This window comes from Natronorubrum halobium (assembly GCF_051351675.1).
GTDB lineage: Archaea > Halobacteriota > Halobacteria > Halobacteriales > Natrialbaceae > Natronorubrum.
Map to the genome: position 1 here is coordinate 585,944 of NZ_CP195596.1, position 26,935 is coordinate 612,878.

At 58.5% G+C, this 26,935-nt stretch carries 22 protein-coding genes and 2 pseudogenes; 7 read left to right on the top strand and 17 right to left on the bottom strand.

Annotation, left to right across the window (positions count from 1 at the left end; genetic code table 11):
* Window positions 1–3: 3 nt before the first annotated feature.
* Window positions 4–861, top strand: coding sequence for a branched-chain amino acid ABC transporter permease (locus tag ACSFC7_RS26615; RefSeq protein ID WP_436348357.1), 858 nt, complete (start codon window positions 4–6; stop codon window positions 859–861).
* A gap of 348 nt (window positions 862–1,209) precedes the next feature.
* On the opposite strand, the gene ACSFC7_RS26620 is transcribed toward ACSFC7_RS26615, so the two are convergent.
* Window positions 1,210–1,410 (bottom strand): hypothetical protein, encoded by a 201-nt coding sequence (locus ACSFC7_RS26620; RefSeq protein WP_436348734.1) that lies wholly within the window; start codon window positions 1,408–1,410, stop codon window positions 1,210–1,212.
* Between ACSFC7_RS26620 and ACSFC7_RS26625 the strand changes: the two genes are divergently transcribed.
* Window positions 1,342–2,208 (top strand): alpha/beta hydrolase fold domain-containing protein, encoded by an 867-nt coding sequence (locus ACSFC7_RS26625; protein WP_436348733.1) that lies wholly within the window; start codon window positions 1,342–1,344, stop codon window positions 2,206–2,208. The two genes, ACSFC7_RS26620 and ACSFC7_RS26625, sit on opposite strands and share 69 nt — an antisense overlap.
* A 101-nt stretch (window positions 2,209–2,309) precedes the next feature.
* Here ACSFC7_RS26625 and ACSFC7_RS26630 read toward each other — a convergent pair whose 3' ends face one another.
* The 8 genes from ACSFC7_RS26630 to ACSFC7_RS26665 all read right to left on the bottom strand — a co-directional run bounded on the left by ACSFC7_RS26630 (window position 2,310) and on the right by ACSFC7_RS26665 (window position 11,911).
* Complete coding sequence (locus tag ACSFC7_RS26630; protein ID WP_436348359.1) at window positions 2,310–3,980, bottom strand: long-chain-fatty-acid--CoA ligase; 1,671 nt, start codon at window positions 3,978–3,980, stop codon at window positions 2,310–2,312.
* The gene (locus ACSFC7_RS26635; protein ID WP_436348361.1) at window positions 3,977–4,489 is read right to left on the bottom strand and encodes a Zn-ribbon domain-containing OB-fold protein; all 513 of its coding nucleotides are present in this window, start codon (window positions 4,487–4,489) and stop codon (window positions 3,977–3,979) included. The genes ACSFC7_RS26630 and ACSFC7_RS26635 overlap by 4 nt, the downstream gene beginning before the upstream one ends.
* The gene (locus ACSFC7_RS26640; protein ID WP_436348363.1) at window positions 4,486–5,685 is read right to left on the bottom strand and encodes a thiolase C-terminal domain-containing protein; all 1,200 of its coding nucleotides are present in this window, start codon (window positions 5,683–5,685) and stop codon (window positions 4,486–4,488) included. The genes ACSFC7_RS26635 and ACSFC7_RS26640 overlap by 4 nt, the downstream gene beginning before the upstream one ends.
* Window positions 5,686–5,687: 2 nt before the next feature.
* The gene (locus tag ACSFC7_RS26645) at window positions 5,688–7,637 is read right to left on the bottom strand and encodes a 3-hydroxyacyl-CoA dehydrogenase NAD-binding domain-containing protein (protein ID WP_436348364.1); all 1,950 of its coding nucleotides are present in this window, start codon (window positions 7,635–7,637) and stop codon (window positions 5,688–5,690) included.
* Between the two features lie 150 nt (window positions 7,638–7,787).
* Window positions 7,788–8,555 carry an IclR family transcriptional regulator gene (locus ACSFC7_RS26650; protein ID WP_436348365.1) on the bottom strand — a complete coding sequence of 256 codons (768 nt, stop codon included), beginning with the start codon at window positions 8,553–8,555 and terminating at the stop codon, window positions 7,788–7,790.
* Window positions 8,556–8,799: 244 nt separating this feature from the next.
* Window positions 8,800–10,107: an FAD-dependent oxidoreductase gene (locus tag ACSFC7_RS26655; RefSeq protein WP_436348366.1), complete on the bottom strand. Its 1,308-nt coding sequence runs from the start codon at window positions 10,105–10,107 to the stop codon at window positions 8,800–8,802.
* 80 nt (window positions 10,108–10,187) lie between these two features.
* Complete coding sequence (locus ACSFC7_RS26660) at window positions 10,188–10,634, bottom strand: aconitase X swivel domain-containing protein (RefSeq protein ID WP_436348367.1); 447 nt, start codon at window positions 10,632–10,634, stop codon at window positions 10,188–10,190.
* The gene (locus ACSFC7_RS26665; protein ID WP_436348369.1) at window positions 10,631–11,911 is read right to left on the bottom strand and encodes an aconitase X; all 1,281 of its coding nucleotides are present in this window, start codon (window positions 11,909–11,911) and stop codon (window positions 10,631–10,633) included. Before ACSFC7_RS26665 ends, ACSFC7_RS26660 begins: the two co-directional genes overlap by 4 nt.
* A gap of 294 nt (window positions 11,912–12,205) precedes the next feature.
* On the opposite strand from ACSFC7_RS26665, the gene ACSFC7_RS26670 reads away from it, so the two are divergent.
* Window positions 12,206–13,303, top strand: a complete 1,098-nt coding sequence (locus tag ACSFC7_RS26670; RefSeq protein WP_436348370.1) for an amidohydrolase family protein — start codon at window positions 12,206–12,208, stop codon at window positions 13,301–13,303.
* Between the two features lie 324 nt (window positions 13,304–13,627).
* On the opposite strand, the gene ACSFC7_RS26675 is transcribed toward ACSFC7_RS26670, so the two are convergent.
* Window positions 13,628–15,700: a TRAP transporter permease gene (locus ACSFC7_RS26675; RefSeq protein WP_436348372.1), complete on the bottom strand. Its 2,073-nt coding sequence runs from the start codon at window positions 15,698–15,700 to the stop codon at window positions 13,628–13,630.
* 64 nt (window positions 15,701–15,764) lie between these two features.
* Window positions 15,765–16,865, bottom strand: coding sequence for a TAXI family TRAP transporter solute-binding subunit (locus tag ACSFC7_RS26680; RefSeq protein WP_436348374.1), 1,101 nt, complete (start codon window positions 16,863–16,865; stop codon window positions 15,765–15,767).
* Window positions 16,866–17,050: 185 nt separating this feature from the next.
* Between ACSFC7_RS26680 and ACSFC7_RS26685 the strand changes: the two genes are divergently transcribed.
* Entirely contained in the window at window positions 17,051–18,604 is a 1,554-nt protein-coding gene (locus ACSFC7_RS26685; RefSeq protein WP_436348376.1) for an AMP-binding protein, read from the top strand.
* A gap of 348 nt (window positions 18,605–18,952) precedes the next feature.
* Here the strand turns inward: ACSFC7_RS26685 and ACSFC7_RS26690 are convergent.
* Window positions 18,953–19,504: pseudogene (locus ACSFC7_RS26690) on the bottom strand (IS6 family transposase); the annotation flags it as partial.
* A 92-nt stretch (window positions 19,505–19,596) separates the two neighbouring features.
* Between ACSFC7_RS26690 and ACSFC7_RS26695 the strand changes: the two are divergent.
* Window positions 19,597–20,022, top strand: a complete 426-nt coding sequence (locus ACSFC7_RS26695) for a universal stress protein (RefSeq protein ID WP_436348378.1) — start codon at window positions 19,597–19,599, stop codon at window positions 20,020–20,022.
* 15 nt (window positions 20,023–20,037) lie between these two features.
* Here the strand turns inward: ACSFC7_RS26695 and ACSFC7_RS26700 are convergent, their stop codons facing one another.
* The 4 genes from ACSFC7_RS26700 to ACSFC7_RS26715 all read right to left on the bottom strand — a co-directional run bounded on the left by ACSFC7_RS26700 (window position 20,038) and on the right by ACSFC7_RS26715 (window position 23,510).
* Window positions 20,038–20,946: a GRP family sugar transporter gene (locus ACSFC7_RS26700; RefSeq protein ID WP_436348379.1), complete on the bottom strand. Its 909-nt coding sequence runs from the start codon at window positions 20,944–20,946 to the stop codon at window positions 20,038–20,040.
* Window positions 20,947–21,286: 340 nt separating this feature from the next.
* Entirely contained in the window at window positions 21,287–22,339 is a 1,053-nt protein-coding gene (locus tag ACSFC7_RS26705) for an amidohydrolase family protein (protein WP_436348380.1), read from the bottom strand.
* Between the two features lie 122 nt (window positions 22,340–22,461).
* Window positions 22,462–22,974 carry a Rieske (2Fe-2S) protein gene (locus tag ACSFC7_RS26710; RefSeq protein WP_436348382.1) on the bottom strand — a complete coding sequence of 171 codons (513 nt, stop codon included), beginning with the start codon at window positions 22,972–22,974 and terminating at the stop codon, window positions 22,462–22,464.
* 155 nt (window positions 22,975–23,129) lie between these two features.
* Window positions 23,130–23,510, bottom strand: coding sequence for a VOC family protein (locus ACSFC7_RS26715; protein WP_436348384.1), 381 nt, complete (start codon window positions 23,508–23,510; stop codon window positions 23,130–23,132).
* 196 nt (window positions 23,511–23,706) lie between these two features.
* Between ACSFC7_RS26715 and ACSFC7_RS26720 the strand changes: the two genes are divergently transcribed.
* Together ACSFC7_RS26720 and ACSFC7_RS26725 are read left to right on the top strand one after the other, a co-directional pair.
* Window positions 23,707–23,871: a hypothetical protein gene (locus tag ACSFC7_RS26720; protein WP_436348385.1), complete on the top strand. Its 165-nt coding sequence runs from the start codon at window positions 23,707–23,709 to the stop codon at window positions 23,869–23,871.
* A gap of 561 nt (window positions 23,872–24,432) precedes the next feature.
* On the top strand, window positions 24,433–25,170 hold the full coding sequence (locus ACSFC7_RS26725; RefSeq protein ID WP_436348386.1) for an HAD family hydrolase: 738 nt from the start codon (window positions 24,433–24,435) through the stop codon (window positions 25,168–25,170).
* A gap of 500 nt (window positions 25,171–25,670) precedes the next feature.
* Here the strand turns inward: ACSFC7_RS26725 and ACSFC7_RS26730 are convergent.
* Window positions 25,671–26,705: pseudogene (locus tag ACSFC7_RS26730) on the bottom strand (MFS transporter); the annotation flags it as partial.
* Window positions 26,706–26,935: the final 230 nt, after the last annotated feature.

A 26,935-nucleotide genomic window follows, 5' to 3' on the forward strand; every position in this document is an offset into this window, starting at 1 on the left:
TCCATGGTCGATATCGTCGGCATCGCCGCCAACACGGTCATCCTCGGCTCGCTGTACGCGCTCATCGCGGTGGGGTTCACCCTTATCTTCGGCGTCGCCGGGCAGGCGAACCTCGCACACGGTGGGACGATCACCATCGGAGCGTTTACCGCTTGGTTCGTCGCCAGCCTGGGGGGTGGCGTCTGGCTCGGACTGTTGGCGGGGACCATTACGGGCGCGCTCTTCCATCTCGCGCTCTATCGCGTCTTCGTCAGACACATCGAGGACCCGGTGAACGTGTTGATACTGACGCTGTTGGCCTGGTTCGTCATCGAGTACGGATTCCGTGCAGGAATCGGGTCCGAGCCGCGATCCGTACCGTCGTTGCTCGCCGGTAGCACGTCGATCGCCGGCGTCTCGTTCCTGTATAACAACCTGCTGATATTCATCCTTTCGTGGGTGTTTATCGGCGGATTGTTCGTCTTCGTCAACCACACGAAACACGGTCAGGCGATCATCGCGACGAGTATGAACGTGAAGGGAGCTGAACTGGTCGGTATCAAGACGGACAATGTCACGCTGCTGACCTGGGGCGTCGCAGGACTCCTCGCCGGCTCCGCCGGTGTGCTCTACGGCTCGTTCCGCGCTGCGTCGTACAACATGGGGATGACGCCGCTCGTCATCGCGTTCGCGATCGTCATCCTCGGCGGGATCGGCTCGATCCGCGGCAGCGTCATCGCCGCCTACATCATCGGTTTCCTCGAGGTGTTTACCATCTCCGCGGTCTCGCCGCGACTCAGCGGAATGACCGCGTTGCTGGTCGTCGTCGTCGTGTTACTGGCGAAACCGACCGGTCTCTACGGCCGCGAGCTTCCGGCCTGATTCCGTCCGGTTATTTTTATCGTCGGTTTCGAACCCTATTCTCCCGAGCCATCCGAACCGACTCGGATCACGATTCTGAATCGCCGACGGGGGCTATCGCCGAGTTGTTCGGCTCTCGATGAGTGGACCCGCTCGGTTCCGGAATTCGGTCCGGTGCGTCCGGCGCCGACTGCTCAAGACCGGAGTCCGGAATTCGTTCATTGGTCGTGCGACTCGGCAAGCGCTGATAATTAAACCAAACGTTAACTTGTGTGGTGTTATCACGCATACACGCCGACGATGACAAATCACAGTGAAAGTGACGGAACGACGCGGAGATCGATGCTTCGAAGACTCGGTACCGCTGGATCAGCGCTCGCGCTGTCGGTCGGGACTGTCGCGGGAAAACCGGCTACGCCCGCAAACGGAATCGAAACACACGAAAATCTCACGTTCGCTGAGCGGCCTGAAGTCGACCGCGAGGGCCACGGAGAGGGGGAACTGCGTCTCGATCTCTATCTCCCGGAGCAACGCAATTCCCATCCAGTTCCCGTACTCGTGTACATACACGGCGGAATGTGGATGTTCGGAACGAAGGAGACGGACCAGGAGATTCTCGAGCACTTCACACGGCAGGGATTCGCCGTCGCCAGTATCGAGTATCGGTTCATTTCGGAGGCGCTCTTCCCCGCACAGATTTACGACGTCAACGCCGCTATCCGATGGCTCCGCGCCCACGCGGACGAGTACGGACTCGACGCAGGCAACGTCGGCGTCTGGGGGGTCTCCGCTGGTGGCCACCTCGCTGCGCTGGCCGGGGTTACGAACGACGTCGACGAGTTCGCAGACGATGGCCCGTACGCCGGGTACTCGAGCGACGTGCAAGCCGCGGCATCCTGGTACGGAATCATGGCGCTGCACAAGATGGTTGAAACCGCACCGCCGGGCAGTGAGATGCCGTACGAGGAAGCGGACGCTCCGGAATCGATGCTCGTCGGGGAACCCATCGCGGAGAACCCCGAAGCCGGAAAGTACGCTAGCCCGGTCGAATATCTGGACCCCGACGATCCACCGCTCTTGCTCTACCACGGCAACGAGGACGACCTCGTCGGCTACGGACAGAGCGAACTCATGTACGAGCGGGCCCTCGACGTCTGCCACGATACGACGTACTACGAACTCGAGTCGCTCGGGCACTCCTCTGAGGCGGTCTATTCGGCACTCTCGAGCAAGCCACCCGCGATGGGAACTGCCAGAACGGTCCACTGTCGCCCGTCGCCCAACGCGCCACAGGAACGGGTCCAGGAGGGTCGAGTTGCCTCCCTCAACGACATGGAGCAGTTCTTCCGACGTACCCTGCGACACTAGTCGCAGGTCCACTGCAGTCCATCACAGATCGAATCGGGTTCTTTTGCTCGAGAAACGCGGACGGACAAAAACTAAAAGCGCCGATCAGACCGCTGCCGCCGTTACTCGTCGACCGGCAGGGTGCCGTGTTCGGACTTGAACTCGTCGCGAAGCACCTTCTTGTCGAACTTGCCGGTCGTCGTCTTCGGGATCGACTCGACGAAGACGATCTCGTCCGGGAGCCACCACTTCGGGAACCGCTCGAGCAGTTGTTCCTTCAGTTCGTCCTCAGTCACTTCCTCTCGCTGGACGACGTACGCGATCGGCCGCTCGTCCCACTTCTCGTGTTCCATGTTGATCACCGTCGCCTCCTCGACGGCGTCGTGGGACATCAACTCGTTCTCGAGTTCCAGCGAGGAGATCCACTCCCCGCCGCTCTTGATGACGTCGTCGAGGCGATCGACGACCTCGAGGTAGCCGTACTCGTCGATGGTGCCGACGTCCCCGGTCTTGAACCAGCTTTTGGAAGACGAGTCTTCCAGCTCCCCAGTCGCTTTGCTCCTGGGGACGTCGTCGGTGAACGCGGCCTCGGTCTCCTCGGGGCAGGCGTAGTACTCGTCGATGAGCCACGGCGACCGCGCCTGGATCTCGCCGGTCGACTCGCCATCGTGAGGGACCGGCTCGCCGTCGGGCGTCCGCAGCCGGATCTGCACGCCCGGTGCGGGAATGCCGGGTTTCATCTGCTGCTGGTAGCGTTCGCTCTCGGGGAGTTCCTGTACCTCGGTCGTCGTCATCGTGTTGACGAGGTGGGGCGCCGCCTCGGTCATGCCGTACCCCTGGTGGATCGGCGCGTCGATCTCCTTGTCGAACTTCTCCATCAGCCACTCCGGCGGCGACGTACCGCCGATGAGCACCCGATCGAGGCTCTCGAGTTCGACGTCCTCGTTCTGGTCGTAGAACTCGGCCATCTCGAGCCAGACCGTCGTCACCGCAGCGGTGACGGTCACCTTCTCGCGATCGATGAGATGAGCGATCCCCTCGGCGTCGGTGTTGTTACCCGGAAGGACGAGCTTCGAGCCCGAAAGCGTCGCCGTGTAAGGCAGTCCCCAGCCGTTGACGTGATACATCGGCACGACGGGCATCACGGCGTCGTTCTCGCCGACCTCGAAGACGTCGACGTGACCGTGGGTCAGCGAGTGCAGGTAGAGGTCCCGGTGGGAGTAGGCGGCGCCCTTCGGCAGCCCCGTGGTCCCAGAGGTGTAACAGAGGCCGGCCTCCTCGTCCTCGTCGATATCGGGCCAGTCGTAGTCGGTGTCCTGTCCCTCGAGGAGCTCCTCGTAGGCGACGACCGGCTCGAGGTCGGTTTCGGGGACCTCGTCGTCCAAGATGACGTAGTGCTCTACCGTCTCGAAGTCGTCGGCGACGGCCTCGACGGTCTCGACGAACTCGGGATCGACGAAGACGACTTCGTCCTCGGCCTCGTTGACGATCTCGACGAGGTGTTCGTCGGGGAGCATGTGGTTGGTCATGTGGATACTCCGGCCGCTACACGAGGGAGCGAAGTACAGCTCGTAGTGGCGGTAGTGGTTGATCGCCATCACCGACACCCGTGAGCCGCGATCGACGCCGAGTTCGTCGAGTGCGTTAGCCAACTGGCCGATCCGGTCGTAGGCCTCGTCGTAGGTGTAGCGGTGGGTCGTTCCGTCGGGCAGCTCCGAGACGATTTCCTTGTGGCCGAACAGGTCAGTGGCCCGCTCGAGCATGACCTGGAGCGTGAGTTCGTAGTCTTTCATCGTGAATCACCGTTCTGCGGTTCGAAGCGGTAGAAGACGCGTTCTTCGTCGGTCGGGCCGTCGATCTCGACGATCTTCAGCGAGACCGGGTCACCGATCTCGAGGTCGCTGTAGGCGGCGTCGTCGACGCGACCGGAGAGTCGGACGGGGCCGAGATCGACGACGCCGACGACGTAGGGGACGTCGTGCTCGCTCAGTCCCATCGGGAGGCCGCCGCGAACCTCCGAGAAGGTGTACAGCTCTCCCTCGTGGGGGAGGTCGACGTACTCGAGGTCGTCGCTCGTGCACTCGGGACAGACGATCCGGGGCGGGAAGTGGATCTCCTCGCAGTCGCGACACTGCGTGGTCGTCAGCTGTCCGTCCCGGAGGTTGTCGTAGAACTCGTGAATCCGGGTCTGGTCTTCGGTCTGCAGTTCGTAGAAGTCGAGCAGTCGGGGGAGTTCGACCTCGTCGGGGACCGAGACGCGCTCGCGTTCGGTGTCGCCGCCGTTGGTGTCTGAATCAGTCATTGTGGATCACGGTCTAAGACCATCACGCTGTGGACCGAGCCGCTGCCGCTTAAGTTGTGGATGAGACCCGTCGTCGGGTCGTCTACCTGTCGATCGTTCTCGACGTCGCCGTTGAACTGGCGGGTGACCTCGAGGGCCTGGGAGACGCCGGTCGCGCCCAGCGGGTGGCCACAACCAAGGAGGCCGCCGCGGGTGTTGACGGCGACGTCGCCGTCGATGTGGCTGCGCCCGTCCTCGATGAACTGCCCGCCCTCGCCGCGCTCACAGAAGCCGAGTTCCTCGTACTCGATGATCTCGCTGATCGAGAAACAGTCGTGAATCTCGGCGATATCGATCTCCTCGAGCGGATCTTCGATGCCGGCCTGGTCGTAGGCGTTCTGGGAGGCCTTACGAGCCTGCGGCCAGCCGGAGAACGACGGCAGGTTGTTGATCGAGTTGCCCGCCATCGAGGACTGGCCGCTACCGGTGATCCAGGCCGCCGTGTCGGTGACCTCGCGAGCCTTCTCCTCGCTCATGAGGATCACGCCGGTTGCACCGTCGGTGATCCCGCTGCAGTCATAGAGGTGCAGCGGCGGCGCGATCTTCGGCGACTCCGTGACGTCCTCGGGATCGATCTCCGAGCGGTACTGTGCGAAGTCCGTCTTGGCGGCGTGGCTCTTGTTCTTGGCCGCGACCAGCGAGAGCTGTTCACGGGTCGTCCCGTGTTCGTGCATGTGTCGTTGGGCGTACCACGCGAAGAACGGCGGCGCGGAGAGCCCGTTGACGCCGTCGAACTCTCGATCGAGGACGTTGGACATCGAGGACTGCATCTCCGGCATGTGCTCGCGGCCGAGGTTCATCTTTTCGACGCCGAGCACAAGCGCGGTGTCGAGCTGTCCCGCGGCGATGGCCAGCCAGGCGTAGCGAAGGGCGGCCTGGCCGCTGGCGCAGGCCAGTTCGGTCCGGGCGGTCATCTCGGTGACCTCGATACCGAGCAACTCGGCGACCATCGGAGCGACGTGTGACTGGTAGGAGAACCGCTCCGGCTGGACCGTGCCGACGAACAGCCCCTCGATATCGTCGGGACCGACGCCGGGAACGGCGTCGAAGGTCGCCTTCCCGCCCTCCTGAGCGAGGTCTTTCCACGTCGCGTCGCGCTCGCCCCACTCCGAGGTACCGCCGCCGACGATCGCGACGTTACGCGTTGAAGCCGGCACGGTCACTCACCCTCGAAGTTGGGTTCGCGGTTCTGTCTGAACGCCGTCACGCCCTCGAGCATGTCGTCGGTGGTTGCGAGGACGGCGAACGCCTGTTTTTCCATCCCGAGTGCGGCCTCGAGGCTGGCCTCCTGGCCGTCCTGGATGACCTGCTTTGCGGCTTTGAGCGCGACCGGCGGGCCGGAGGCGAGGTCGTCGACTATCTCGCCGACGCGGTCGTCGAACTCGTCGTCGGCGACGGCGTGGTTGACGATGCCCCACTCCTCGGCCTGGACAGCGTCGAACTGCATCCCACGGTAGACCATCTCCTTGGTTCGGCCCTCGCCGATCAGACGGACGAGGCGCTGGGTCGCACCGCCGCCGGGAATCACGCCGAGGTCGGTCTCGGGGGTGCCGATCGTCGAGTCCTCGGTCGCAATGCGGATGTCACAGGCCAGTGCGAGTTCGATGCCAGCGCCGAGACAGAAGCCGTCGATCTTCGCGACGGTCGGCCGAGGGAACTCGTAGACGGTCTGGAACATCTCGTCGACATCCATGATCTCGGCGGGGTCGTCGGCCGTGAAGCCGGTGATGTCCGCACCGGAGCTGAACGCTTTGTCACCGGCGCCCGAGAAGACGACACAGCCGACGTCGTCGGTATCGATGTCGGTCAGGAGTCGGTCGATCTCCATGAACATATCGTCGGACATCGAGTTCATCCGCTCCTGACGGTCGAGTTCGATCTCGAGGACGCCGTCGTTGTCGATCTCCCAGTTAATGTAATGGTACGGCGGGTCGACACGGTAGTCGTAGAATCCCTTCCCGGCGTCCTCGCCCGTCCACCCCTCTTCGACGAGTTCGACGAGGTAGTCGGTGGGCTCGTAGCGCGCCGCGTCGTACTCCGCCGAGAGCGACTCGAGTTTCTCGAGGACGACGTCGAGGCCGATGCGGTCACCGCGCCGGCACATCCCCTCGGGGAAACTGCCGCCCAGACGCAGGCCGATGTCGATCTCTTCGGGCATGGCGACGTCGTTGCCGACGAGCCAGGCGGCCTTATTGATCATGATGGCTTCCGTTCGAAGGGTGTCGTAGCTGCCGGCGTCCTCGGGCTCGTAGTCGACGCCGTAACCGTCGTCGTACTCGTAGAACCCCTTGCCGCTTTTCTTCCCGAGGTGGTCGTTCTCGACTTTCTCCTCGACGACCGGCGGAACCGGCTGGTCGGATTCGGAACGGAAGTGGTAGCCGATGTCGATGCCGCCGAAGTCATTGAGTTCGAATGGCCCCATCGGGTACCCCCGTTCGTAGACCATCGCGGCGTCGGCCTCCCGGATCGTGGTCTCGTCGTTCGAGAGCATCCAGGCGGCCTCCTCCATGAACGGGACGAGGACGGTGTTGACGACGAAGCCGTGGACGTCCTTGCGGACGTAAATCGGCGTCTTGTCGACCGACTGGACCCACTCGTAGGCTCGTTCAGCCGTCTCGTCGCTCGTCGCCTCGCCATAGGTGACCTCGACGAGGTCCATCTTCACCGGCGGATTGAAGAAGTGGAGTCCGACGACCTGCTCCGGTCGATCCGTCGCCGACGCGATATCGGAAATTGAGAGACTCGAGGTGTTCGATGCGAGAATCGCGTGGTCGGGAGCGTGTTCGTCGACCGACGAGAACGTGTCCTCCTTGATCTCGAGTTGCTCGGGAACGGCCTCGATGACGAGGTCGGCGTCGGAGACCGCGTCGGCGAGGTCCGTCGTCGTCTCGATTCGCTCGAGAATTTCGTCGGCGGACTCGTCGACCTGCCCCTTCTCTGCGAGCTTCTCGACGCTCCACTCGATGTTTTCATACCCCTCTTCGACGAGGTCGTCCTCGATGTCGCGCATCGTCACGTCGTAGCCACCGATCGCGGCGACCTCCGCGATCCCGTGGCCCATGCTGCCGGCACCGAGCACTGCTACTTTCTGAAGGCTGTCGACTGTCATCACGAATATCTCTGTCATTGTCTCACATATATCTTTGGAAGGTCCAGGGTGTCGCTCCGACTTCGAGAGGATCCGCGACGAACGAGCGTCAACATACTCGTTGCAGCGAGGAAACGGCGACGAAAGACGACGCCTTCCAGCGAGGAACGATTACTGGTAGGCGAGACGAAGTTCGATGTTGTCGACGGTCTCGAGTAGGTCCTCGTAGAGTTCGTCTTCGATCCGTTCTCTCGTCAGCCGGTTTGCGGCACCGGCGACCGTTACGGCTGCGATCGGACGGTCGTCTTTGATAACCGGTGTTGCGACCGCGTGGAGGCCACGCAGATCCTCCTGAAAGTTCATCGCGTACCCGCGCTCACGAATCGTGTCGAACTGGTTGAACAGCTCGTCTCGGTCAGTGATCGTATTCTCGGTCTGTGCCGGGAGTCCCCGAATATCGATGATTTCGTCTACTTCCTTCTCGGGAAGGTGTGCGAGAATCGCCTTTCCTGCCGAATTCGAGTGAAGGTACGCCCAGGTTCCAATCGTCGAATCGAATGTGAAGGACTCGTTGTGTGGAACGCCGTAAATAAATATCCCCAGCCCGTTCTCGTGGGCGATGAGCCACGCGGCTTCGTTCGTCACTTCGGCCAACCTATCAATCTGGTCCTTCGCAGCGTGGTAGAATTCGTACTGATTCCGTACATGAACGCCGATATGAAGGAATTCGAGACCAAGCCGATATCGTCCGTTATCCTTAACGACGTATCGATTACGCTCGAGTCCCACGAGGTGCTTGTGAACTGTACTCTTGGCGAGACCGAGACGGTCAGCGAGTTCGGTAACGCCGCTATCGCCTGTCTCCTTGAGCGCGTCAATGATCCTGAACAACGTTTCATCGGATTTGATGGTCCCTCCTCTGTTTTCGTCCCGTGCCATAGTGGGCGTACACCAACGATATTGATAAAGTGTGTCACTGGGCCACTATATCCCGATGTGAGAATAGGCGTCTGACTATATTGGACCACATAGCTCTGTCGATGCTGTAAACGATGACCGAAGTCTCAGTGGAGTAGCCACCGATTCGTCCCGAGGGTTGGATCGGAGTCTTGGCTACTCGGACCGGCTCTCTCCGGTGTTGACCTGCTGATTCCCCCCGAGACCCGTCTCGAAACGGAGGGGATCAATCTGTTCGCTCGAGGTTGTCATACAGCCGGTCTTGAAGCTCGTCCATATCGACATCGTAGACCGGATCCGATCCTGCCAGATCGAGGCTGAGTGCGGCTGCAGCACCCATCCCGATACAGATTCCCATTACTCGAATCGCCGAGAGGGCTTGGGTATCGGCGTCGACGCAACGGCCCACGGTGACGATATTATCCGCTCCCGCTGGTACCATACAAGAGAGGGGGATGTAGTAGACGTGACCGTCTTCGAAATGTTCCCAATGGACGTCTTCCGGCGTGTCGTGTAGTTCAACCGACCACGAGCCACGCGCCACGGCATCGTCCGGCTGGTATCCTTCCCGGAGGTCCTCGAGTGTCAACTGGTCGCGGCTCTTGATCCACCGCGTCTGACGAATCCCTGGGTTCCCGTACCGTCGAACGCTCACTCCCTCGAAAATGTCGGGGAACTCCACTTGCAGGAATTCCACCGTCCTGTCGGCCTGTTCCCGCCCCTCGAACACCATCTCCCCGTATCCCAGCGGATCTAGCGGTGTCTCCAGATGCGTGATGTTGGCCAGCATGAAGTCCTTCTCGGAGAAGTGCATCAGATGTCCGTCCTCACGAACGAGACCGTACTCCTCGCCGACTGCCGCAAGTCGGTCGTGGACCGCTTCCATCGAGAGATCAGCGACTGCATCGGTATCGTAACCCTCGATGAGGAAGTTCAGTGAGCCGTAGACCGGCTCGTCGGGTTCTCGGAGTTCGAGTCCAGCCTCCCAGCAGAGACTCGCATCGCCGGAGGCGTCGACAAACCCGTCTGCTTCGACTCTGACGGGACCGTTCCGCGTGGCGAAGTCGAGGTGATTCACAGTGCGGTCCGCGAAGTCGACGTCTGTGAGTATCGCACCCAGTAGCGGTCTCACGCCGAGTTCCTCGCACTTCCGTTCCATCCACCGCTGCAGTTCGACTTCGTCGTACTGAAACAGAACCGTCGAGAGCTCAGAGGTCTGCGCACTGATCCGTTCGATCGAGCCTTCGGGTTCCAGATCTTCGATTAGATCGTCGGCTATGCCGTGAGTGAGCTGATAGGGGTCTTCTCCGTGGGAGTAGAGCCCGATAAGCGTCCCGATGATCGAGCCGACGGCCTGACCACCGATCGCTTTCGAGGCGTCAGCTAACACTACGTCGGCTCCCGCCTCAGCGGCCTCGAGGGCCGTTGATACCCCCGATATTCCTGCACCGAGAACGCAGATATCCGTCTCGATGTGTGTTTCTTCGTCCTGTTCCGCTTTGGATACCGTATACGTCTGAATGTCTCCTGTCATTGTAGTGTGGTTCTATTGACCGTCCATGCTCAAGTTTCGAACTGGGATGGCAGTACTTGATTTACGATCAAACATTCTGGTTATTCAGAGCTATCATCAGTGAAATCCGGCTGTTTTGTGACCGTTACGGTACCCGCATCACCGTCGACGGCCACTATGTCACCGTTCTCGATGACTGAGGTGGGATCTTTGTCCAGGTCAGTCACGGCCGGCACGCGCGTGACTACAGCCCCGAGCGCTACTTTCGTGGTCGTCTCTTCAAAGACCATCGCAGCTGGTGCAGTATCGGCCAATCGAGTCGTATGGAAGATCGAGGACCAGCCAGAGGAGCCCTTCGCACCACGGAAAACGAGAACCTTGTCAGTGAACGACTCGCCGTGCAGTTCGTGCCGTGTCTCGATGATTGACCCCTCCATCGGATTGACACCGCCCCAGCCGGAAATCGTCTGGTCGGTCACGATGGCTTTGGTTTCGGTGTAGCCGCCGACGACCGATCGACCCTCGAGAACGATTTTCTCGTCGGTCATGGCTGCTCACCGTCCCACGTTCCCGAGACAGCGGCATCGATTACCTCTTCAGTCGAACCGAACCACGCCTCGACATCCATGATAGCCGGTAAGTAATGGACCTGTTTAGCCGAATCGAGCGCCACTACGTCCGTCCCCGGAGGCACGGCTTGACTCATCGATGAGCAGGTATCAGTCATCATCTGACCACCTGCCGCTCGAATCACGTCCGCATGCCCTTCCTGTTCGGCCTGTTCCCGTACGTCTCGGGAAGAGAACAGCCACAATTCCACGTCCTCGGCGAGTTCTCTGCCCTCCAGTAAACGACTCGCTGTCCGAACCTGTTCTATCGAGTAGTGGGGACATCCCAGCATTACGAAGTCGACATCGCGGTCGTCGCCGATCGCATTGAGTTCGTGATACACCTCCCGACGTGCTTCCTCATCGTAGAGATAGACGTCTTCTGGTTCGTGTGTGCCGAATGCATCGTCCTCGGTTTCTGCCTCGGGAGTCTCGCCGACGACGTGGTAGAGTTCGATTCCACCAGAGGTCGCTGCAGCAGCACCGAAGTGTTTGTGGTCAATTCGACTCGGGCTACCGTATTCACCGACCAGAACGGGGATATCCTCCTGAATGTGTTTTCCGACGAAATAGCCGAGCATTCCCCAGTTCGTGATGTCATCAACCGGAACGTCGACCTCAATTCGATGGGTTCCATACCTGTTCTCTTCACGATGGAGTCCCCAGTCGGGGATCTTTCCGGTCAACATCGCGGCACTTGTGCTCTCGCGACCCTCGACGTTCGTTCGAGCGCCACGGACGGAGTTGATGAACACCACGGCTGACGACTCCATCCACGCGCAGTGTTCTCCGTACGACGGAAGGTTTCCCGCATGATACGGGGTACATGTTTTCAGGATTTCGACGTCGTGATCTGCGGCATACTGTTCGCTCTCTTGATCCAGTCTGGCGTTTTCCGGATTAGTCCCCAGTTCGTCCCAATGTTCCGGTTCGACCATCCCCTGTAGCCGGCTCGTACCGACCTCGGCATCGGGAACGCCGACGGCCCGATCGCTATCGAGATCGTAGCGCGAAAAAATCTCGTCGTGACTCGCGCCCTCGTAGTAGTTCTCGAGGAACTGATTGACCGCTCCAGGGACGCCGGCGACGTTGTCCGTATCGATGAGACGGTCAGCCCCGAGCGCTTCGCCGTATCTGATTAGCAGATCCATCGCCACCTGTTTAGCGGGGCCTTCTTCGCCGTTCAGCATGGCTCGTTCGTCGGAATCTAGTTCCATCGTCGAACACCCATCGCGGTTTCGCACGACCAACGACATTCGCCGGACGACACCGACGACTGCCACTTTCGTTCAGTTGGTCCTTGTCTGTTCATCACACACAACTATATACTCATCACCGTCTAAAAGCTTTCGACTGTCCGTCTACCCGCTGTTTTCGTTCCCGAAACGTCCCGAAACTACACATAGATACCTGCCTCGAATTTAATACTATCTATTAATATATATGAACGAGATGTTAGCTAATCTTAAGAGAAGAGTTATTAGACCCCGTGATACAGTGTATCATGAAACATGAAGATGGGACGCTTCGTCGTGGATACCCACGTCCACGCTCAACGCCATGCAGTACGATTTCAGGACAGCGACGAGGAAGAGATGTACTCCCGGCTCGGTGAACTCATGCACACCGCGGTTCCCGCCGACGAGGCAAACGAAGACGATACTGTCATCGTCTATGACAATTCGGAGCGGTTGCTGTACGACATGGACGCATATGGCGTCGACATGTGCATGCTACTCCCCGCGTTCGGGATGAACAACGAAATCAATCGACAAATTATCGAAGAGAATCCCGATAAGTTCGTCGCCTGTGGGTTCCCGGTCCAGACGAAAAAGAAAGCTCTCAGAGGAGAGGAAGAGTGGACGATCGAGGCGGCTGTCGAAGAACTCGACGAAGTGCTCTCGTGGGACGGGTTCGTCGGAATCGGTGAATTCCTCCCCCACGATCCGAATCTCGAGGAGCGAATGACGTGGCAAGAACGGAAAGAACAACTCCGCCCCTTTTTCGACCTCGCCGCGAAACACGACGTTCCGATCCGATGGCATCCCGGCGCAGCGTCGGGATATCAAGGAGGCGGCCTCCGTGAACAGGACAAACTTCCCGACTACCGCGATCCCTACAATGCGGCCGACATCCTCGCGGAGTATCCCGACGTCGATCTGGTCTTCGAACACGGCGGCATCCAGGGCCACTGGAAATACAACGTAGAGCGCGCGTGTATGGTCGCAGCCCAGTACGACAACGTCTATCTGGAGATCGGACTCTGGTGGGAAGACATTATGCGCCGGCCGCTGAACGATCCGAACATCGGTCCGGAACAATTGCTGTGGGGAACGGACTGGGGCGCCTCTGCGGTCGCAGAAGGTCACGACTCGAAGAACGAATCGGACTTCCCGTCGATGCGGTGGGAGCAGTTCGAGGACCGCGGCGTCCCCGCTCACATGGCCGACTACTGGGGGACCAGCCTCCGCGAACTGGACAAACTCGCTCGAGAAGACAACATTCCGCAGGACGAACTCAATTTGATTCTCGGAGGGAACTTCTGTGAACTGTATGATATCGATCCGCCCCACACACGGCTATTTCCCGAGTATCTCGACCGAGACTGAAGAACCGAACGCGGTCGACTGCCGCTATTTTCGTGCCGGGGTCACGAACGCGGGTAGCGCAATAATACCGATCCGCTGATGTTCCGGCGATGTTCGTCGGACGAGAGACGCAAAAATCGATAGCTTCGCGCAGAACTATTCGAGACCGGAAGGGAACGTGATCGACCTGATCGAGAGGGGACGACTCTCCTTGAGCGTCCGCTTTAAATCGATCCTCGTCCCCGAAGACTGTCTCATGACTGGTTTCGTCCCAATCGACGAGCCATCGGAGTTATCCGTGACGGGACAAGCATACCGGTTTCCGGAACGGGAGAACGGAAGAAGCTAGTCGGAGCGGGCCGTCATCCCCGACTTGTGTATGTCCGGAGAGATGAAGTAGCTCACAGCCACCAGCATCGTCAAGACACCGGCCGTTGCGACCTGATACAGGTACGAATCGAACAGGCCGATATAGGTTCCGAACATCCCCAGCAGAGAGAGTGCCAGGAAAACGACTCGGTGAACCACCGTGAGGTGGTTCCTGCCGTCGAACGCGAACATACTCATGCAGAGTCCAGTGACGCAGACGATCGTCGTCAGGAACAGTAGAATCGTCACCGGGCTCTCCCAGTAAATCAGTGAGTCGTTAGCGATGAACACGAACGGAATCAGGAATCCCGGGAAGGCGAGTCGCATCGACTGTTTCGCCGTCTCGAGATACGTCGCCTCCGCCAGTTTCGCCGCGATGATCGTCGATGGTCCCACCGGTGGAGTAAACGACGCATAGAGTGCAAAGTAAAACACGAACATGTGGGCGGCGATGTCCCTGACGCCGAACCCGACCATCGCGGTCGCCGCCAGCGAGGCGGTGAGGATATACGCCGCCGGTGCCGGCATTCCAAGGCCGAACAGGAGACTTACAATCATCGCCAACACGAGCAACAGGAGCAGACTTCCGCCGGCGAGCCCGACCATGAACGTGCTCAACCGCTGAGCGAATCCAGTCTGGGTCAGCACTTCGATCAGGATCCCGATCGATCCTAGAACGGCGATCAGCGGGGCCATGTCGACGGCGCCTTGCCGAAGGCCATCGACGGTCTTGGTGGTCGCCTCCTTCGCGCCGATTTTCCCCCGCTCGAATATCGTTTTAACGAAGAAGATTCCGATCATCGTTAGGACCGTGTAATACCCGGAAATCAGCGGACTGAACCGTAGCACTGCGAGGAGGTAGATGAGGACCGCGAACGGAACTAGGTACCAGATTGCCTCGAGGAAGAGGCGGCGGTCGATATTGCCCGACTTGTTCGACGTCCAGCCGTGCTTGAAGATTAGGAGCTGGACGGCGACGACGATACTGAAGTAGAACAGGAACGCCGGGATCAGCCCCGCCTGGACGATCGAGATGTACGGGACGCCGACGAGGTCCGCCATGATGAACGCTGCGACGCCCATGATCGGTGGGACCAATTGGCCACCGATAGACGCAACCGTCTCGATCGCACCGGCGTACGCCTTGTCGACGCCCTGCTTCTTCATCATCGGAATGGTGAAGTTACCGGTCGTCGCAGTGTTCGCAGCGCCGCTTCCCGTGATCGATCCGAATCCGAGACTCGCGACAACGGCGATGTGGACGATTCCCGTTCGAGTTAGTTTACTCACCTCCTGACTGACCTCGACGGTATATTCGAGGATACCGTAGGACTTCGCGAACCCCGCCAACAGGAGGAAAATCGCGACCCAGGTGGCACCGATTTCGAGGATGAAGCCGTAGACGCCGCTGAGACCGATCGCGGAGATTCTGATCATCTGTTCCGTCCCGAGCCCGCCGTGGTAGAATAGTCCGGGAAGATAAGGACCCATGAAGCCGAAGAGTATTCCGACGACGACGACGGCACCCATGATCTTCCCGAAGGCGCGCGTCGTGACGTCCGTTACTAACACGATAACGATGGCGCCGACGAGGAAATCGAGTTGCGTGTTTCCGGCGATCGGTGCCTCGTTGAGTAGCCGAGAAAAATGAATCTGGATGTAGAACGCCGTCGCTAGCGACAATGCTGCGAGGGTGAGGTATAGTGCCGGCTTTATCCTCTCATATGACCGGCTAACCGTCAACCAGACGCGTTTCGATCCGGCGTCTACCTGTGGCAGATATCGTTCAATCCGAAGGTACTTGAACAGCGGCACGGCTACGTTGTCCTCGTCGACAGCACCGGAGTCAGATTCTCGGCTGTAGATGTCCCTGAACTGGACCATGTAGTAGATTGCCATACTCAGCCCGAGGACGAGATTGGCATGTTGGGTTCGAACGCCGTACAGCGAGTAGGCGTAGTAGATCAAGAGCAACGACATCGCTACTCCGAGAACCCAAATGGTCCCCTCTCCGAACCGATGGAGCGACTTCCGATCGGTCCAATTCATACGGACCCCTCTCTCCAATTCGTGTTAGTTGTCATGGATGTGTCGTAATATCGATAGAGGTCTATTACTCCGATGCTCGCTCGAGGTCGTCTTCCCAGAGTCCGACTTCCTCGTAGAAGTCAGCGGCAGCGTCGTGGAACGGGAACCCTTCGAAACTGAAGCGCGTCCAGTGTTCATCGAACTGGTGGTACGAGAGGAAGTCGTGGTACGTTCCCATGTCCTCGCGTTGGTCCCACGCGGTTTCCATCATCGCCGTAATCAACTCACCATCGGCATCGGCCGGCGCGCACAGGTACGTAGTTTGGACCATTCCTGGAACACTATCCGGGGTACTGGCGTATCCCTCAAGCAGTTCCGAATCGATATCGAACGTGGTGAATTCATCGGCAACGATCTGGAACTGATCGTCGTCCATATCGAGTGGATGCACGTCGGACGTCCCTTGCAACTGCTGGACCCATCCCGGAGAGATCAACCCGGTATCCTCTTCTTCGTCGGCCGTCGGCGCGTTATTAGTCGCCGAAAGGCCGACGTCTATCCGCCCCTCCTCAAGGGCGGACCCCATATCACCGAACCCGACCGGCGTTTCATCGAACTCGATATCGAGGAGATCCATAATCTCGATGAAGTAGTCCATCACTGCGGTACCCGACGGACCCGCAGACACGCTGGTGTCCGCATCGATGTCATCGTACGATGTGATGCCGTCGTCGTTAGACACCAGAATCCACTCGGTAGTCGCCGTTTTCAGTAGCTGTGTGAGGTCGTAATTGATGTCGTCGTATTCGTCTTCACCGCGTTCAATCAACATCGCGTTGTAGTCCGTCAGCAACGCGAGGTCCATCTCGCCTCGGTTCAGGGCACCGATGTTGGCCGCCATTCCGTCGTTTGGGCGCACGTCGAGATATACGTCGTCCGTGTTCTCGTTCACCGCTGAACCGAACCCTTGCATCGCGGCGTAATTCGCTGTTGACGAGGCTGCCGTACCGACAACTAGTTCGCTTTCGTTTCCGCCTTCTCCTAAACAACCGGCGAGGCCAGCGACACTGACTGCGCCGACTGCGCTTGCACCTTTTAAGAAGTTACGCCGATCTGTAGTGAGTTCTTGTCTCATGTTGCCATTAGATCTGTTTCTGTGTAACACTACACGTTGATATAAAACCATCGGATAAAGGGTGTAATAGGGGATATATATTTATCTCGGCCCGCTGTTATGGATTTCGAAGAGAGGGAAGTAAAATAGCTGATTCCGTTGATTCTACGTCTTTCTGGCCGTACTTATCACCGCAATTTATATGCGACCCCAAACATCATCTTCACGATACTCGCTACCGTGCGAGTTTATAACAAATGAGAATAAATAACGAACTCCCCCCGATCAAAGACTTGTCAGCACAGAACGCAGCGAAGAGTAGCGACGATATCGCTTTCGAAGACGCCGACGGGTCCGTCACATGGGGTGAATTCGAACGTGAAAGTCTACGGGCAGCAAACGGCTTCCTCAGGTACGTGAATAGAGGGGACCGAGTTGCCTACTACTGCAATGCGTCAGTCGATCACACACAGTTCGTAAACGGTGCACTGAAGGCGGGATGTATCATCACCAATCTCCACACCAATAGCTCCGCTCAGGCGTTACGTCACTGTCTCACGGAGACGCGTCCGCGTGTCGTTGTCGTCGACGAATCGCTCGCCGATTCGTTCGCAGAGAAGGTCAATACAGACGTTCTCAGATCGGTTTCAACGGTAGTCGTTCTCGGTGAGCCGACTCGCGAGTACGAGGAGTCGGCTGAATCGTTCCTTGAGGGGACGACGATGGAGGAGCCGGACGTCCTCGTCAACGAAGACGATATCGTCGTGATCGGTTGGACGTCGGGGAGTACCGGCGTACCGAAGGGGTGGTGTCACACGAATCGATCGATGTATCTAAAGGGAGTGGAGCTGGCTACGCGTCCGGGATTTGACCGAACCGGTCAGATACTGACCGTGAACAAACCGTCGTTCCTCGTCTGGTTTAGTCTCTTTACGAAATCGACACTCGGTGCCGAATCCATGTACTATCTTCGGAACTGGAATCCGGAGAAGTGGCTTGAAGTCGTTGAGGAGAAGAGGATCACTCAGTCGACGCTGGTCCCGACGATGTGGCGTGAAGTGCTCGATACCGATCCGGAGTCGTACGATCTCTCGTCGTTAGAGATGATAACCTCGACCGGTGAAAAGCTCAGCTCGACGACGCTCCGTCAGCTCCGCGACCGAATCTGCGAGACCGTTAGCCAGTCCTACGGATCGACGGAGATCCACTCGACGGTCCTTTATAATGAGGAGTTGACCGAAGAGCGGATCGAGAGTGTCGGGAAACCGCAGTCAGGTACGGAAGTTCGTATCATCGAACCGGACGGGCCGCTCGACGAAGAGCTTCCCTCAAACGAGACCGGAGAGATCGTCGTCAAGAGTCCCGACTGTCCAGTCTGGGTATGGGGTGACAGCGAGAAGACCGCAGAGGAGTTCGACCAGGGTTGGTGGAGGTCCGGCGACCTCGGCTATAAGGACGAGGAGGGATACCTCTACATCGAGGGCCGCTCGGACTTCATGATCAAGTCCAAAGGGGTGAAGATTATGCCGGCCCCAATCGAAGAAGCACTCGGTGACCATCCGGACGTCAAGAACGCGATCGTCGTCGGCGTACCGAGCGAAGAGTATGGAGAACGCGTCACGGCGATCATCGAGAGCTATCGAGACCCGCCGAGCGAATCGAAACTCGACCAATGGTGTCTCGAAAGCGACAAGATCGCAGACCACGAACGCCCGCGCGATTACTACACTGTCGAGTCGATCGAGAAAACGGCCAGCGGGAAGATAGATCGACTCGAGACCATGGACAAACTCGGACTGGACCGCACCTGAAAACGAGTACCGACCAGTCTATCGTTCCGTGACGCCAACTCTGTTCGTTAACACGAAACGAATCGGATAACGGATTTAATGTAGTATTGGTTATGATATATTTACATCCGTATGGTTGTAAACACACACATGCATATATACTCAGATTTCGACATTACTTTTCGATTTTGTCGGCTGTGATAACGCATCTGGGTAGGAATTCCGTTTCGTAACAGGCAATCGCGTCACAACACCCGATCGTTTCCCTTGAGAGAACGACTAGTGATTCGACGGAGAGAGGGTCTGAAGCAGCATGCGAGGTGAAATACAGATTGACTATTGAAGTCCGTAGAGAACGGGCTCACGTCAGAACGAAGAGGCCAGTCGCTCTACCTCGTGAAAAACACGTTCGACCTGATTTCTACAGCCGTGTGGTTGAATGCGGTAGCTAGTCCTTCTCGGCGGAGTCCACCGATGAGATCGTCGGCATCATCGACGCGAAACACGGCGTCTCTGACGTCGTGGTTCTCGGCCAACTCAGTGAGAAATTCTCGCGAAATCGTGATCGTATACGCCAGAAACAGCCATGAATGGGGAATTCGATTGGTTTCTGGAATCGACTGCGGCGTACAGCCAGTACTGCTCGTCATTGATCCGGATCGACTTCTGATCGACCGCTACTCGATCCGAGCACTCACCGCCTCTCGGCTGTAGATCAGCCTTCTGCACCCAGTTATGAACTGCTGTCCGACTGCGTTCGACACCCCAATCCTCGAGGAGAGTTCCTGTATTTGAAAGTGATAATCCCGCCAGATGGTGGCGAATACCCTTTTCAATTATCTCGCGGGGTGTCCGCTCTCGCTGCACAAACTCCAACTCAATCCAGTCAGTAGATTCGATGAGGCGGTCGGTTTCGGTCATGAGCACCCGAATTTTCGACCGCCTCGTTCCTAACTTGACACCACCATCAGTTGGCTGCTTAAACTTAAGGGGGATACGCGCATACTACCGCTATGTACCGCGTATTGCTACCGGTTGACACCAGCGTAGAACGGGCGAAACGGGCCGCAGAAACGATACTCGATCAGCCGGCTAATCAGAAGCTTTCCGTCACGATACTGAACGTCTTCGAAGAGTTCGAAGCGGCGGACGAAGGTGGACAGATCGACTCGGAGTCTCTCTTCGACGAAGAGGACGTTCCCGAAAGCGTCGCTGCCGCCCGTGAAATGCTGGATACGGAGGGAGTAGAAACGACCGTTCGCCGCGAACATGGGGATCCGACCGAGACCATCCTGCAGGTCGCCGACGAGATTGACGCGGACCTTATCGCTATGGCGGGGCGCAAACGTTCGCCGACGGGAAAAGTACTGTTCGGGAGCGTGACCCAGTCGGTCCTCCTCTCGACGGAGAGACCGGTCTCCATCACGATGACGGAATAGCGACCGCCGGTGTCTCTATCCAAATGCGGTAATTAGTACGACACCGACGACGACGATCGCTGCGGCGATACCGAGTCGCCAACTCACGGTTTCGAGTCGCTGAGGCATGAAGAGAGCGGAGAGGAGGACAACGAACAGCGTGTTAGTGACGATAATGGGCGCGACGACGTTGACCGGTGCGAGATCAAGTGCGACGTAGTAGCCAATCAGAAAGAGCGTGTTTCCGACGCCGGCGGCAGCGAACCACTTCGTATTGGACGCCGTTAGCAGTTCGCGTCCGGGAAGTGCTCCGTCCAGACGCAAGTAGAGAACGAATCCGGCCGTCGCACAGACCGTTTTGATGCCAAGGCCGACCGGTGCGGGAGTCCCTTCCCGGAAACCGAAGTTGGCGAAGATTGGTTCGACACCGATCGCGAGCGCCGCCGCGAACGGGATGAGCAACCCCATGAGTAGTTCCCGTTTCGACAAGTTATCCGGGTTCTCTTGGCCCGTTTCCCAGGCGATTGCGGAAACCCCGAAGATAACGAAGACGATTCCTACCATGTGTACCGTGGTGAGTTCTTCGCCGAGAACGAGAACGCCCAATACCGTCGCGATAAGGGCCCACGACGCGACAATTGGTGCTGTACGACTCGCACCGATCCGTTCGATACTCATGTAAGTAAACAATCGCCCCAGTAAGGTACCCAGAAGCCCGGCAACGATAAACGAGAGCCAGGAGAACCGTGTGAGACCGTAATCGGGGTAGTAGATGACGAGGATTGCCGGAATTAGCGCCAGCAGATTCACTCCCATCACGATTAACGTCGCATCCGACACCGTTCCCCTATCGGTTCCGACCCGGATACAGAGATTCTGCGTCGCGCTCGCGATCGCGGCACCGAGGGCGATAGAGACCGCCAGTAAATGACCTATATCCACCATTCGTTCGATATATACCGTGAGGATATATTTATAACTAGTTACGAGCGGACCGGCAGCGACCGTCCGACTACGATGGCCACCGATTCAGCATGCTTGAATCGACGCCTCGAATCCGATTCACCGACGGTGGTCCCCTCGCTGCGTTGGAGATTCAGACGACCGCTGCTCTGCGGTCGTAATCGACGTCACCCGTCTCGCGAAGTCCCGCTGTTCGTTCTTCCGATCAGTTCGGTGATTTGCGGGTTACTACGTTCTCGCCGAGGTGGACCCGATCACCGTCATTCTCAGAACTCTCGGCGAAAAGCGTCTCACCGTCCCGGACGAGGGCGGGGCTCGGGATTTACAGGTCGTACACGTCCTGAGCGTTTCCGTGCATGATCCGGTCGCGAAAGGAAGTCGGAGTGTCGTTGGGTAAGATGAGTCGTGGATCGTCCGTGTCCCAATGGGGGTAATCCGCGGAAAACATCAGCGTCTCGTCGGCGTGCATCATCTCTAAGATTTGCAAGAGATGGTCGTCGTTCTCCGGCTCTGCGACCGGCTGCGTGGTAAACCGAACGTGATCCCGAATGTATCGACTCGGCGGGTTTTCGAGCCAAGGAGCCTGCTCACGGAGCCCCTTCCAGTTCTTGTCCATTCGCCACATGAGGTGGGGAACCCAGGCGAAACCGCCCTCGACGCAAACGAATGTGAGACCGGGGAACTCGTCGAAAACGCCCTCGACGATCAAACTGTTAACATGTCCCATGTATCCGGCGGGAATCATGTTATGCCAAGAGAAGTAGTTTGTCGGTTGGCCTGGAGTAGCTGGACTCGAGAGCCCCGCACCGTCGTTCGATGTGTGGATCGCGACCGGGAGATCGTGTTTTTCCGCGGCCTCGTAGACGGGCCAGAACTTCGGATGGCCGTACGCCTCGTCGCTCATGCTCGCCATGATGACTTGGACGAAACCGTCGCGCGGACCGTACTCCTCGATCTGTTCGACGGCCCTCTCAGGAGCCTGCGGTGCGACGAGAACCGATCCCCGAAACCGATCGTCGGCTGGAAGCCAAGTTTCGGCAACGTACTCGTTGTGAACGCGAGCCACCTCGGCGGCGTAGTCGCGGTTCGGATGAAGGGCGACCGACATCATCAACGTCGAACCCGTGACGATACCGTATTCGATACCGTATTCATCGAGGTGGTTTTCTACGACGTCCGCCGGACCGAACCGTCCGGGCGCTTTCGGATCGTCTTCGAAGTCAGTAATGGTTCGACCGTGGGGGTTCGCGTAGCCCGGCGTCGGAAGCGTCAGCCCCCGCCCCGCATATCTCGGTGGAAGCTTTTCCTCGATCACTTCTTCGGGAATGGTTCTGGTGTGGACGTCACAGTCTACGATCGGTGTGTCTCGAGTCATTGGATTTTCCCTTCGACAGTAGTCAGTCTCTGGTGTTCGGTAGCCGCCGGCCGACGTTCACTATGGGTCCGCTGCAGTACTCGGTCAGCCCCGGTTGTGGAATTCATTGGTAACGGAGTGGATCACACGTAGAGGACGACCACGTGGTCTTCGACAGTTACTTCGTACGTGTCGACCGGTGGTTCCGATCCAGACAGTTCGGTTCCGTACTGTTCATCGGCCTCCCCTTCCGCCCCTCTGCTACAGCTACGGTCACCACAGGACTCTCCGTCGACGTCCGGCCGATTGCCGTCGGAGTGCTCGACTTCGACGTCGAACGTCCTCGTCTGCAAGTGGGGATTGAATACGGATTCGCCAGAGATAACGTCGAACGCCCAGCCGTGTCGCGGACAGCGGACGATCTCGCCCTCGCGTTGCATCTCGTACTCCCCGACAGACGGCGCCGTGAGATGACCGCCGAGCGGACCGCGACACAGGTCGGCGAGCTGGTGCGGACAGACGTTCGCCAGCGCGTGAAAATCTCCATCGACATTGAAGATGCCGATAGACAACCCGTCGATTTCGACGATTTTCCGATCACCGGGAAGGATTTCGCCGACAGGACAGATTTCGTGGCGGGTAGTTGCCGTACTCATTGCCGTCCCTCAGTCCATTCGACCGTTGATAACACGTTACACCCGTGTCTGTACATAGCATCCAACATGGCGTGTATCCCTATTTTGCGTCAACGATAATAAACTCTTCTCTACCGTACTGGTCCACAGTGCCGGGAAAATTCGATCGCGAGGTGTCACTCACGGCGGTTGGCGAACTCGACGAGATTCCCCTCAGGGTCGCGGAAATAGACCGAGAGGAGTAGTCCTGAGGCGCCCGATCGGTGAACCGGGCCCTTGAGCACGTCGATTCCGCGGTCGCGAAGGACCGTCTGTATTTCGTCGATTGGTGTGTCCGTCAGTAAACACAGATCGGCAGCCCCGGCCGTCGGCCTGTCCGCGACCAATTTCGAATCGCTCGTCTGTCGCAGGTTAATCCACTCGTCACCGATGTCCAAGTACTTTCGATCGTCGCCAAACGATCCGGATTCGATGCCATCGAACTCGGTGTAGAATTCGACCGCTCGGTCGATATTCTCGACGTAGAGTACCAGATGATCTAGTTTGGTTACTGGCATACCGGGCCTTCGGTACCGCGGTACAAATAGGTTGAGTCTACCGGTGACTGAGGCTAGAGTTCGGATTCGCGAATCGAAAGGAGACGGCATCCCGACCAGCCGTATCAGTAATCCGAAATATGGCCGATCAGGTCCTATAGGAGCCTCGCCGGAGACTCACACGAGTTCGATAGTCCGGTATCGGAGTTGCGTTCACATGATCGGAGAAGAACCCCGTCGAGATCAGGAGGACACCGAGCGGAATCTCGAGACGAGTCGGATCGATACGGGAAGCGACCGGGCACCCTTCGACGGCATCGAGGAACAGTGGGAGACCGGTGATCGACGCGAACTAGAACGAAACGGAGTCTGCAGCTCGTAACTTCCGGCTAGGGAGCGTGACTGGCGTCGGAAGCCGAGTAGGGTTCGACGTTGCCGAGAGATCCAGACGCGGCACCGAGTGTCGGCTCGACGGCCGAGAAGACGATTCTTCACCGTCTGTCGAGACGTCGATGTTGGTGAATGACGAGAGGCCGCGGGTCCGACCGTACAAGAGGGAGACACCGGTCAGCGCGACCCGTACAGCGAGCAGAACGCTGAACAGGCTGCGACACGCGGGCGAGGCACCCGCGGTTGTGTCAAGAACACTCGTCGCACTGAGGATCATCGCCGACAGTCGGCCGTTACTGCCTACCAGTTTCCCCGACCGAGCGTAGCTGACCCCGTCGATCGTCCTGATCAGAACGGAGACGAGGTGAGCGGTATCGGTGACTTCCGACGGAAACGGCGTTAGCGCGTGAGGGGCGATCGTCGCGAAGATTCCGTCGGCGACGAGAGCGATACGATCGACGCCGGAGGCGAACGGAATCACGATCGAGACGAACCCCGACACTCCGCAGACGCACCAACCTTTTTGTCCTATACTCGCATTGTTACGTATGCGATGTCAACAAACGACTATCCAAAAGCGATATTTTACGACTCGAAGACGACGATTTTCGACTGGCACGATCAGTGGATGCAGGCCATCGATCAGATATTAGAAGAATATAGCGCCGATGTCGACCGACACGCGTTTCGCGATCGATGGGCGAGCTATATGGGCGGGTATTTCCACAGAGCGGCGTTTTCGGAGTATCGGGATCTGAATCCCTGCATCAGAGACGGGCTCGTCGATACGTTCAATTACTACGGTATCGACGGTGACCCGAGCGATATGAGCTACTTCACTGACCTCTACGAGGAGGTATACCCGTTCGAAGAAGCCAGCGAAGCGCTCGCCAAACAACAGGAGTACACGGAGGTATGGACGTTCTCGAACGTCGAAAGCGAGTATCTGGATATGATGGTCGATAAGCTCGACATGGAACCCGACTTCGTCGGAACCATGGAGGACGCCGGTCACATCAAACCGAGTCCGAACGCCTACCGGTGGGTGCTGGAACAGAACGGCATGGATGCCGACGAGGTCCTCTACTGTGCGGCACCGATCTTCGACGTCAATGGCGCGATGTCGTTCGGAATGAAATGCGCCTATCTTAACCGTCCCGAACAGGAGTGGGTTGAACCCCAGAGAGACCCCCACTACGTTGTCTCCGATCTGATGGAATTAGCCGATATGCTCGAAGACGGCGAGCTCACGCCTCCCGAACGAACGGAACCCGGAGTCCGGGTGGAATGAGTCCCTCCGACAGTCGTAGTCGAAAGTGGTCTCTCCCGAAGTCGGACGTCAATTCCAAAAGACGCCGACAGACGTCCGGAACCGAGCGGTGAGAAGCTAGGAAGCCAAATCGATGATCGGTCACACGATTCCGGATGATACCAGTCAGTGACTGGACTCAGCCGCTTCGAACCGGACGAGCAACCACAACAATGACGGTCAAGCAACTGTATTCATATTTTCATCAATCGAGTAATATTTGTAGCGGTGAATGTCGGGTACGATATCGGTATGGATGTAGACGAATAGTCGCGATCGACGAACCGACGAGCGTCGCCGTCGCGAGTGTATTCACACCGAGTCTGTAGGAGAGAAGACACCGACGGGTCGTGGGACGTGTCGGCTGGTTAACTATCGAATTACGGCTATGGATACCGTGATCCCAATCTCAGACGTGACCGACAGTCACGAATTAACGAGCGGCTCTTACTCGTGTTGGTTCGGTCAACTTGGTTGGCAGACGTGTGCAGGGCGACCGCCTCCTGATCGAACGATTGATTGGCGAAGAGGAAGAACCCGAGCGCGCTACAGAGGGCGATCACGGCACCGAGTTACATCGACAGCACCGGCACGAACAGGAGCGCGAGCGTAACGAGCACGGAGAAGATGCCCGTCAGGCCGCGTTCGACGGCGATTCTATCGGTGAGCTTCCTGCCGACATACTGGCCGGCCATCCCGACGACCAGCAGTCCGACGTAGATGTAGTCCGCCGGTTCGATCCCCTCAAGTCCGGCCGAAAGCTCGAGTCCCGCCATCGCGGGCGCGTCGTTGAGGAACTCCGGCAGATAGGTGAGGACGCCCCGGAAGAACAGGCCCTCGAACGTGACGATCGCGAACACGACGGCGGAGGCGCTCGCGAACAGATCTGGGAGTTGGAGAGGAACTCGCCCAGCGAGAGCGAGTCTGTATCGGTGATGTCCTCGACGTTGACCGCCGCGGTCGGGTCGAACTCCGCTCGCAATCCGTAAGCGAGTCCGGCGAGCGCGGGAAGCGCGTGGACAGCGGCCTCGAGCTGCTAGTCGAGGACGATCAGCAGCGTCGCGGCGACCAACGGCCTGAGCACGATGCCGAAGTTGCCAGCGATGCCGTGGTAGGCGAAGACGCCGCGGCGCTCGTCGACGCTGGTGCTGATGAGCGCGAGCCCGGCGGGATGGTAGACTTCGTCGCGACGTACCACAGGACGAGCCCCGCGACGACCGCGTAGATCGACGTCGCGAACGTCAGGAGCAGAAACGAGAGCCCCATTCCGGCGAGGCAACCGAGAATCAGCCGTCTGGAACCGTACCGGTCCACGAGGAACCCGGCCGGTAACGCACCCAGTCCGAACGGCGCGTATCTCAGCGCGACGATCAGTCCAAACACCGCGACGGAGACGTCTAATTCGAGGAGCCAGACGACGAGGAAGATCGAGATTGAGGTCTCGAACCAATGGACCAGCAAGTGACCCGGCATCTGAAGTAAGCGATCTCGCGATCGTTTCGGCCTATATCTAACATATCGTATGAGTGTTGCTGAGAGGCCCCGCCGTGACGAATTACGACACCGCGAACCGTCCGCTGCGGCTGGGATCAGTAGGTTCGCTCTCCGTCGACGGAAACGGGCGTGATCGAATGGCAGACGCGCGCGATGAACCGAATCCGGATCACGTCTCGCACTCGTACCGCCGTCGCGGTACGGTCCAGTGGTCCGACTGAAGGGTTGGCGTCGAAGGCGATCCGATGCCACC

Bases quoted from the DNA above. Each gene is read 5' to 3' on its own strand.
- ACSFC7_RS26675 (WP_436348372.1), bottom strand. From the start codon at position 15,700: ATGAATTGGACCGATCGGAAGTCGCTCCATCGGTTCGGAGAGGGGACC.
- ACSFC7_RS26725 (WP_436348386.1), top strand. From the start codon at position 24,433: ATGTCAACAAACGACTATCCAAAAGCGATATTTTACGACTCGAAGACG.
- ACSFC7_RS26695 (WP_436348378.1), top strand. From the start codon at position 19,597: ATGTACCGCGTATTGCTACCGGTTGACACCAGCGTAGAACGGGCGAAA.
- ACSFC7_RS26680 (WP_436348374.1), bottom strand. From the start codon at position 16,865: ATGGTTTTATATCAACGTGTAGTGTTACACAGAAACAGATCTAATGGC.
- ACSFC7_RS26650 (WP_436348365.1), bottom strand. From the start codon at position 8,555: ATGGCACGGGACGAAAACAGAGGAGGGACCATCAAATCCGATGAAACG.
- ACSFC7_RS26630 (WP_436348359.1), bottom strand. From the start codon at position 3,980: ATGAAAGACTACGAACTCACGCTCCAGGTCATGCTCGAGCGGGCCACT.
- ACSFC7_RS26660 (WP_436348367.1), bottom strand. From the start codon at position 10,634: ATGACCGACGAGAAAATCGTTCTCGAGGGTCGATCGGTCGTCGGCGGC.
- ACSFC7_RS26705 (WP_436348380.1), bottom strand. From the start codon at position 22,339: ATGACTCGAGACACACCGATCGTAGACTGTGACGTCCACACCAGAACC.
- ACSFC7_RS26655 (WP_436348366.1), bottom strand. From the start codon at position 10,107: ATGACAGGAGACATTCAGACGTATACGGTATCCAAAGCGGAACAGGAC.
- ACSFC7_RS26670 (WP_436348370.1), top strand. From the start codon at position 12,206: ATGAAGATGGGACGCTTCGTCGTGGATACCCACGTCCACGCTCAACGC.
- ACSFC7_RS26665 (WP_436348369.1), bottom strand. From the start codon at position 11,911: ATGGAACTAGATTCCGACGAACGAGCCATGCTGAACGGCGAAGAAGGC.
- ACSFC7_RS26715 (WP_436348384.1), bottom strand. From the start codon at position 23,510: ATGCCAGTAACCAAACTAGATCATCTGGTACTCTACGTCGAGAATATC.
- ACSFC7_RS26685 (WP_436348376.1), top strand. From the start codon at position 17,051: ATGAGAATAAATAACGAACTCCCCCCGATCAAAGACTTGTCAGCACAG.
- ACSFC7_RS26645 (WP_436348364.1), bottom strand. From the start codon at position 7,637: ATGACAGTCGACAGCCTTCAGAAAGTAGCAGTGCTCGGTGCCGGCAGC.
- ACSFC7_RS26720 (WP_436348385.1), top strand. From the start codon at position 23,707: ATGATCGGAGAAGAACCCCGTCGAGATCAGGAGGACACCGAGCGGAAT.
- ACSFC7_RS26700 (WP_436348379.1), bottom strand. From the start codon at position 20,946: ATGGTGGATATAGGTCATTTACTGGCGGTCTCTATCGCCCTCGGTGCC.
- ACSFC7_RS26635 (WP_436348361.1), bottom strand. From the start codon at position 4,489: ATGACTGATTCAGACACCAACGGCGGCGACACCGAACGCGAGCGCGTC.
- ACSFC7_RS26615 (WP_436348357.1), top strand. From the start codon at position 4: ATGGTCGATATCGTCGGCATCGCCGCCAACACGGTCATCCTCGGCTCG.
- ACSFC7_RS26710 (WP_436348382.1), bottom strand. From the start codon at position 22,974: ATGAGTACGGCAACTACCCGCCACGAAATCTGTCCTGTCGGCGAAATC.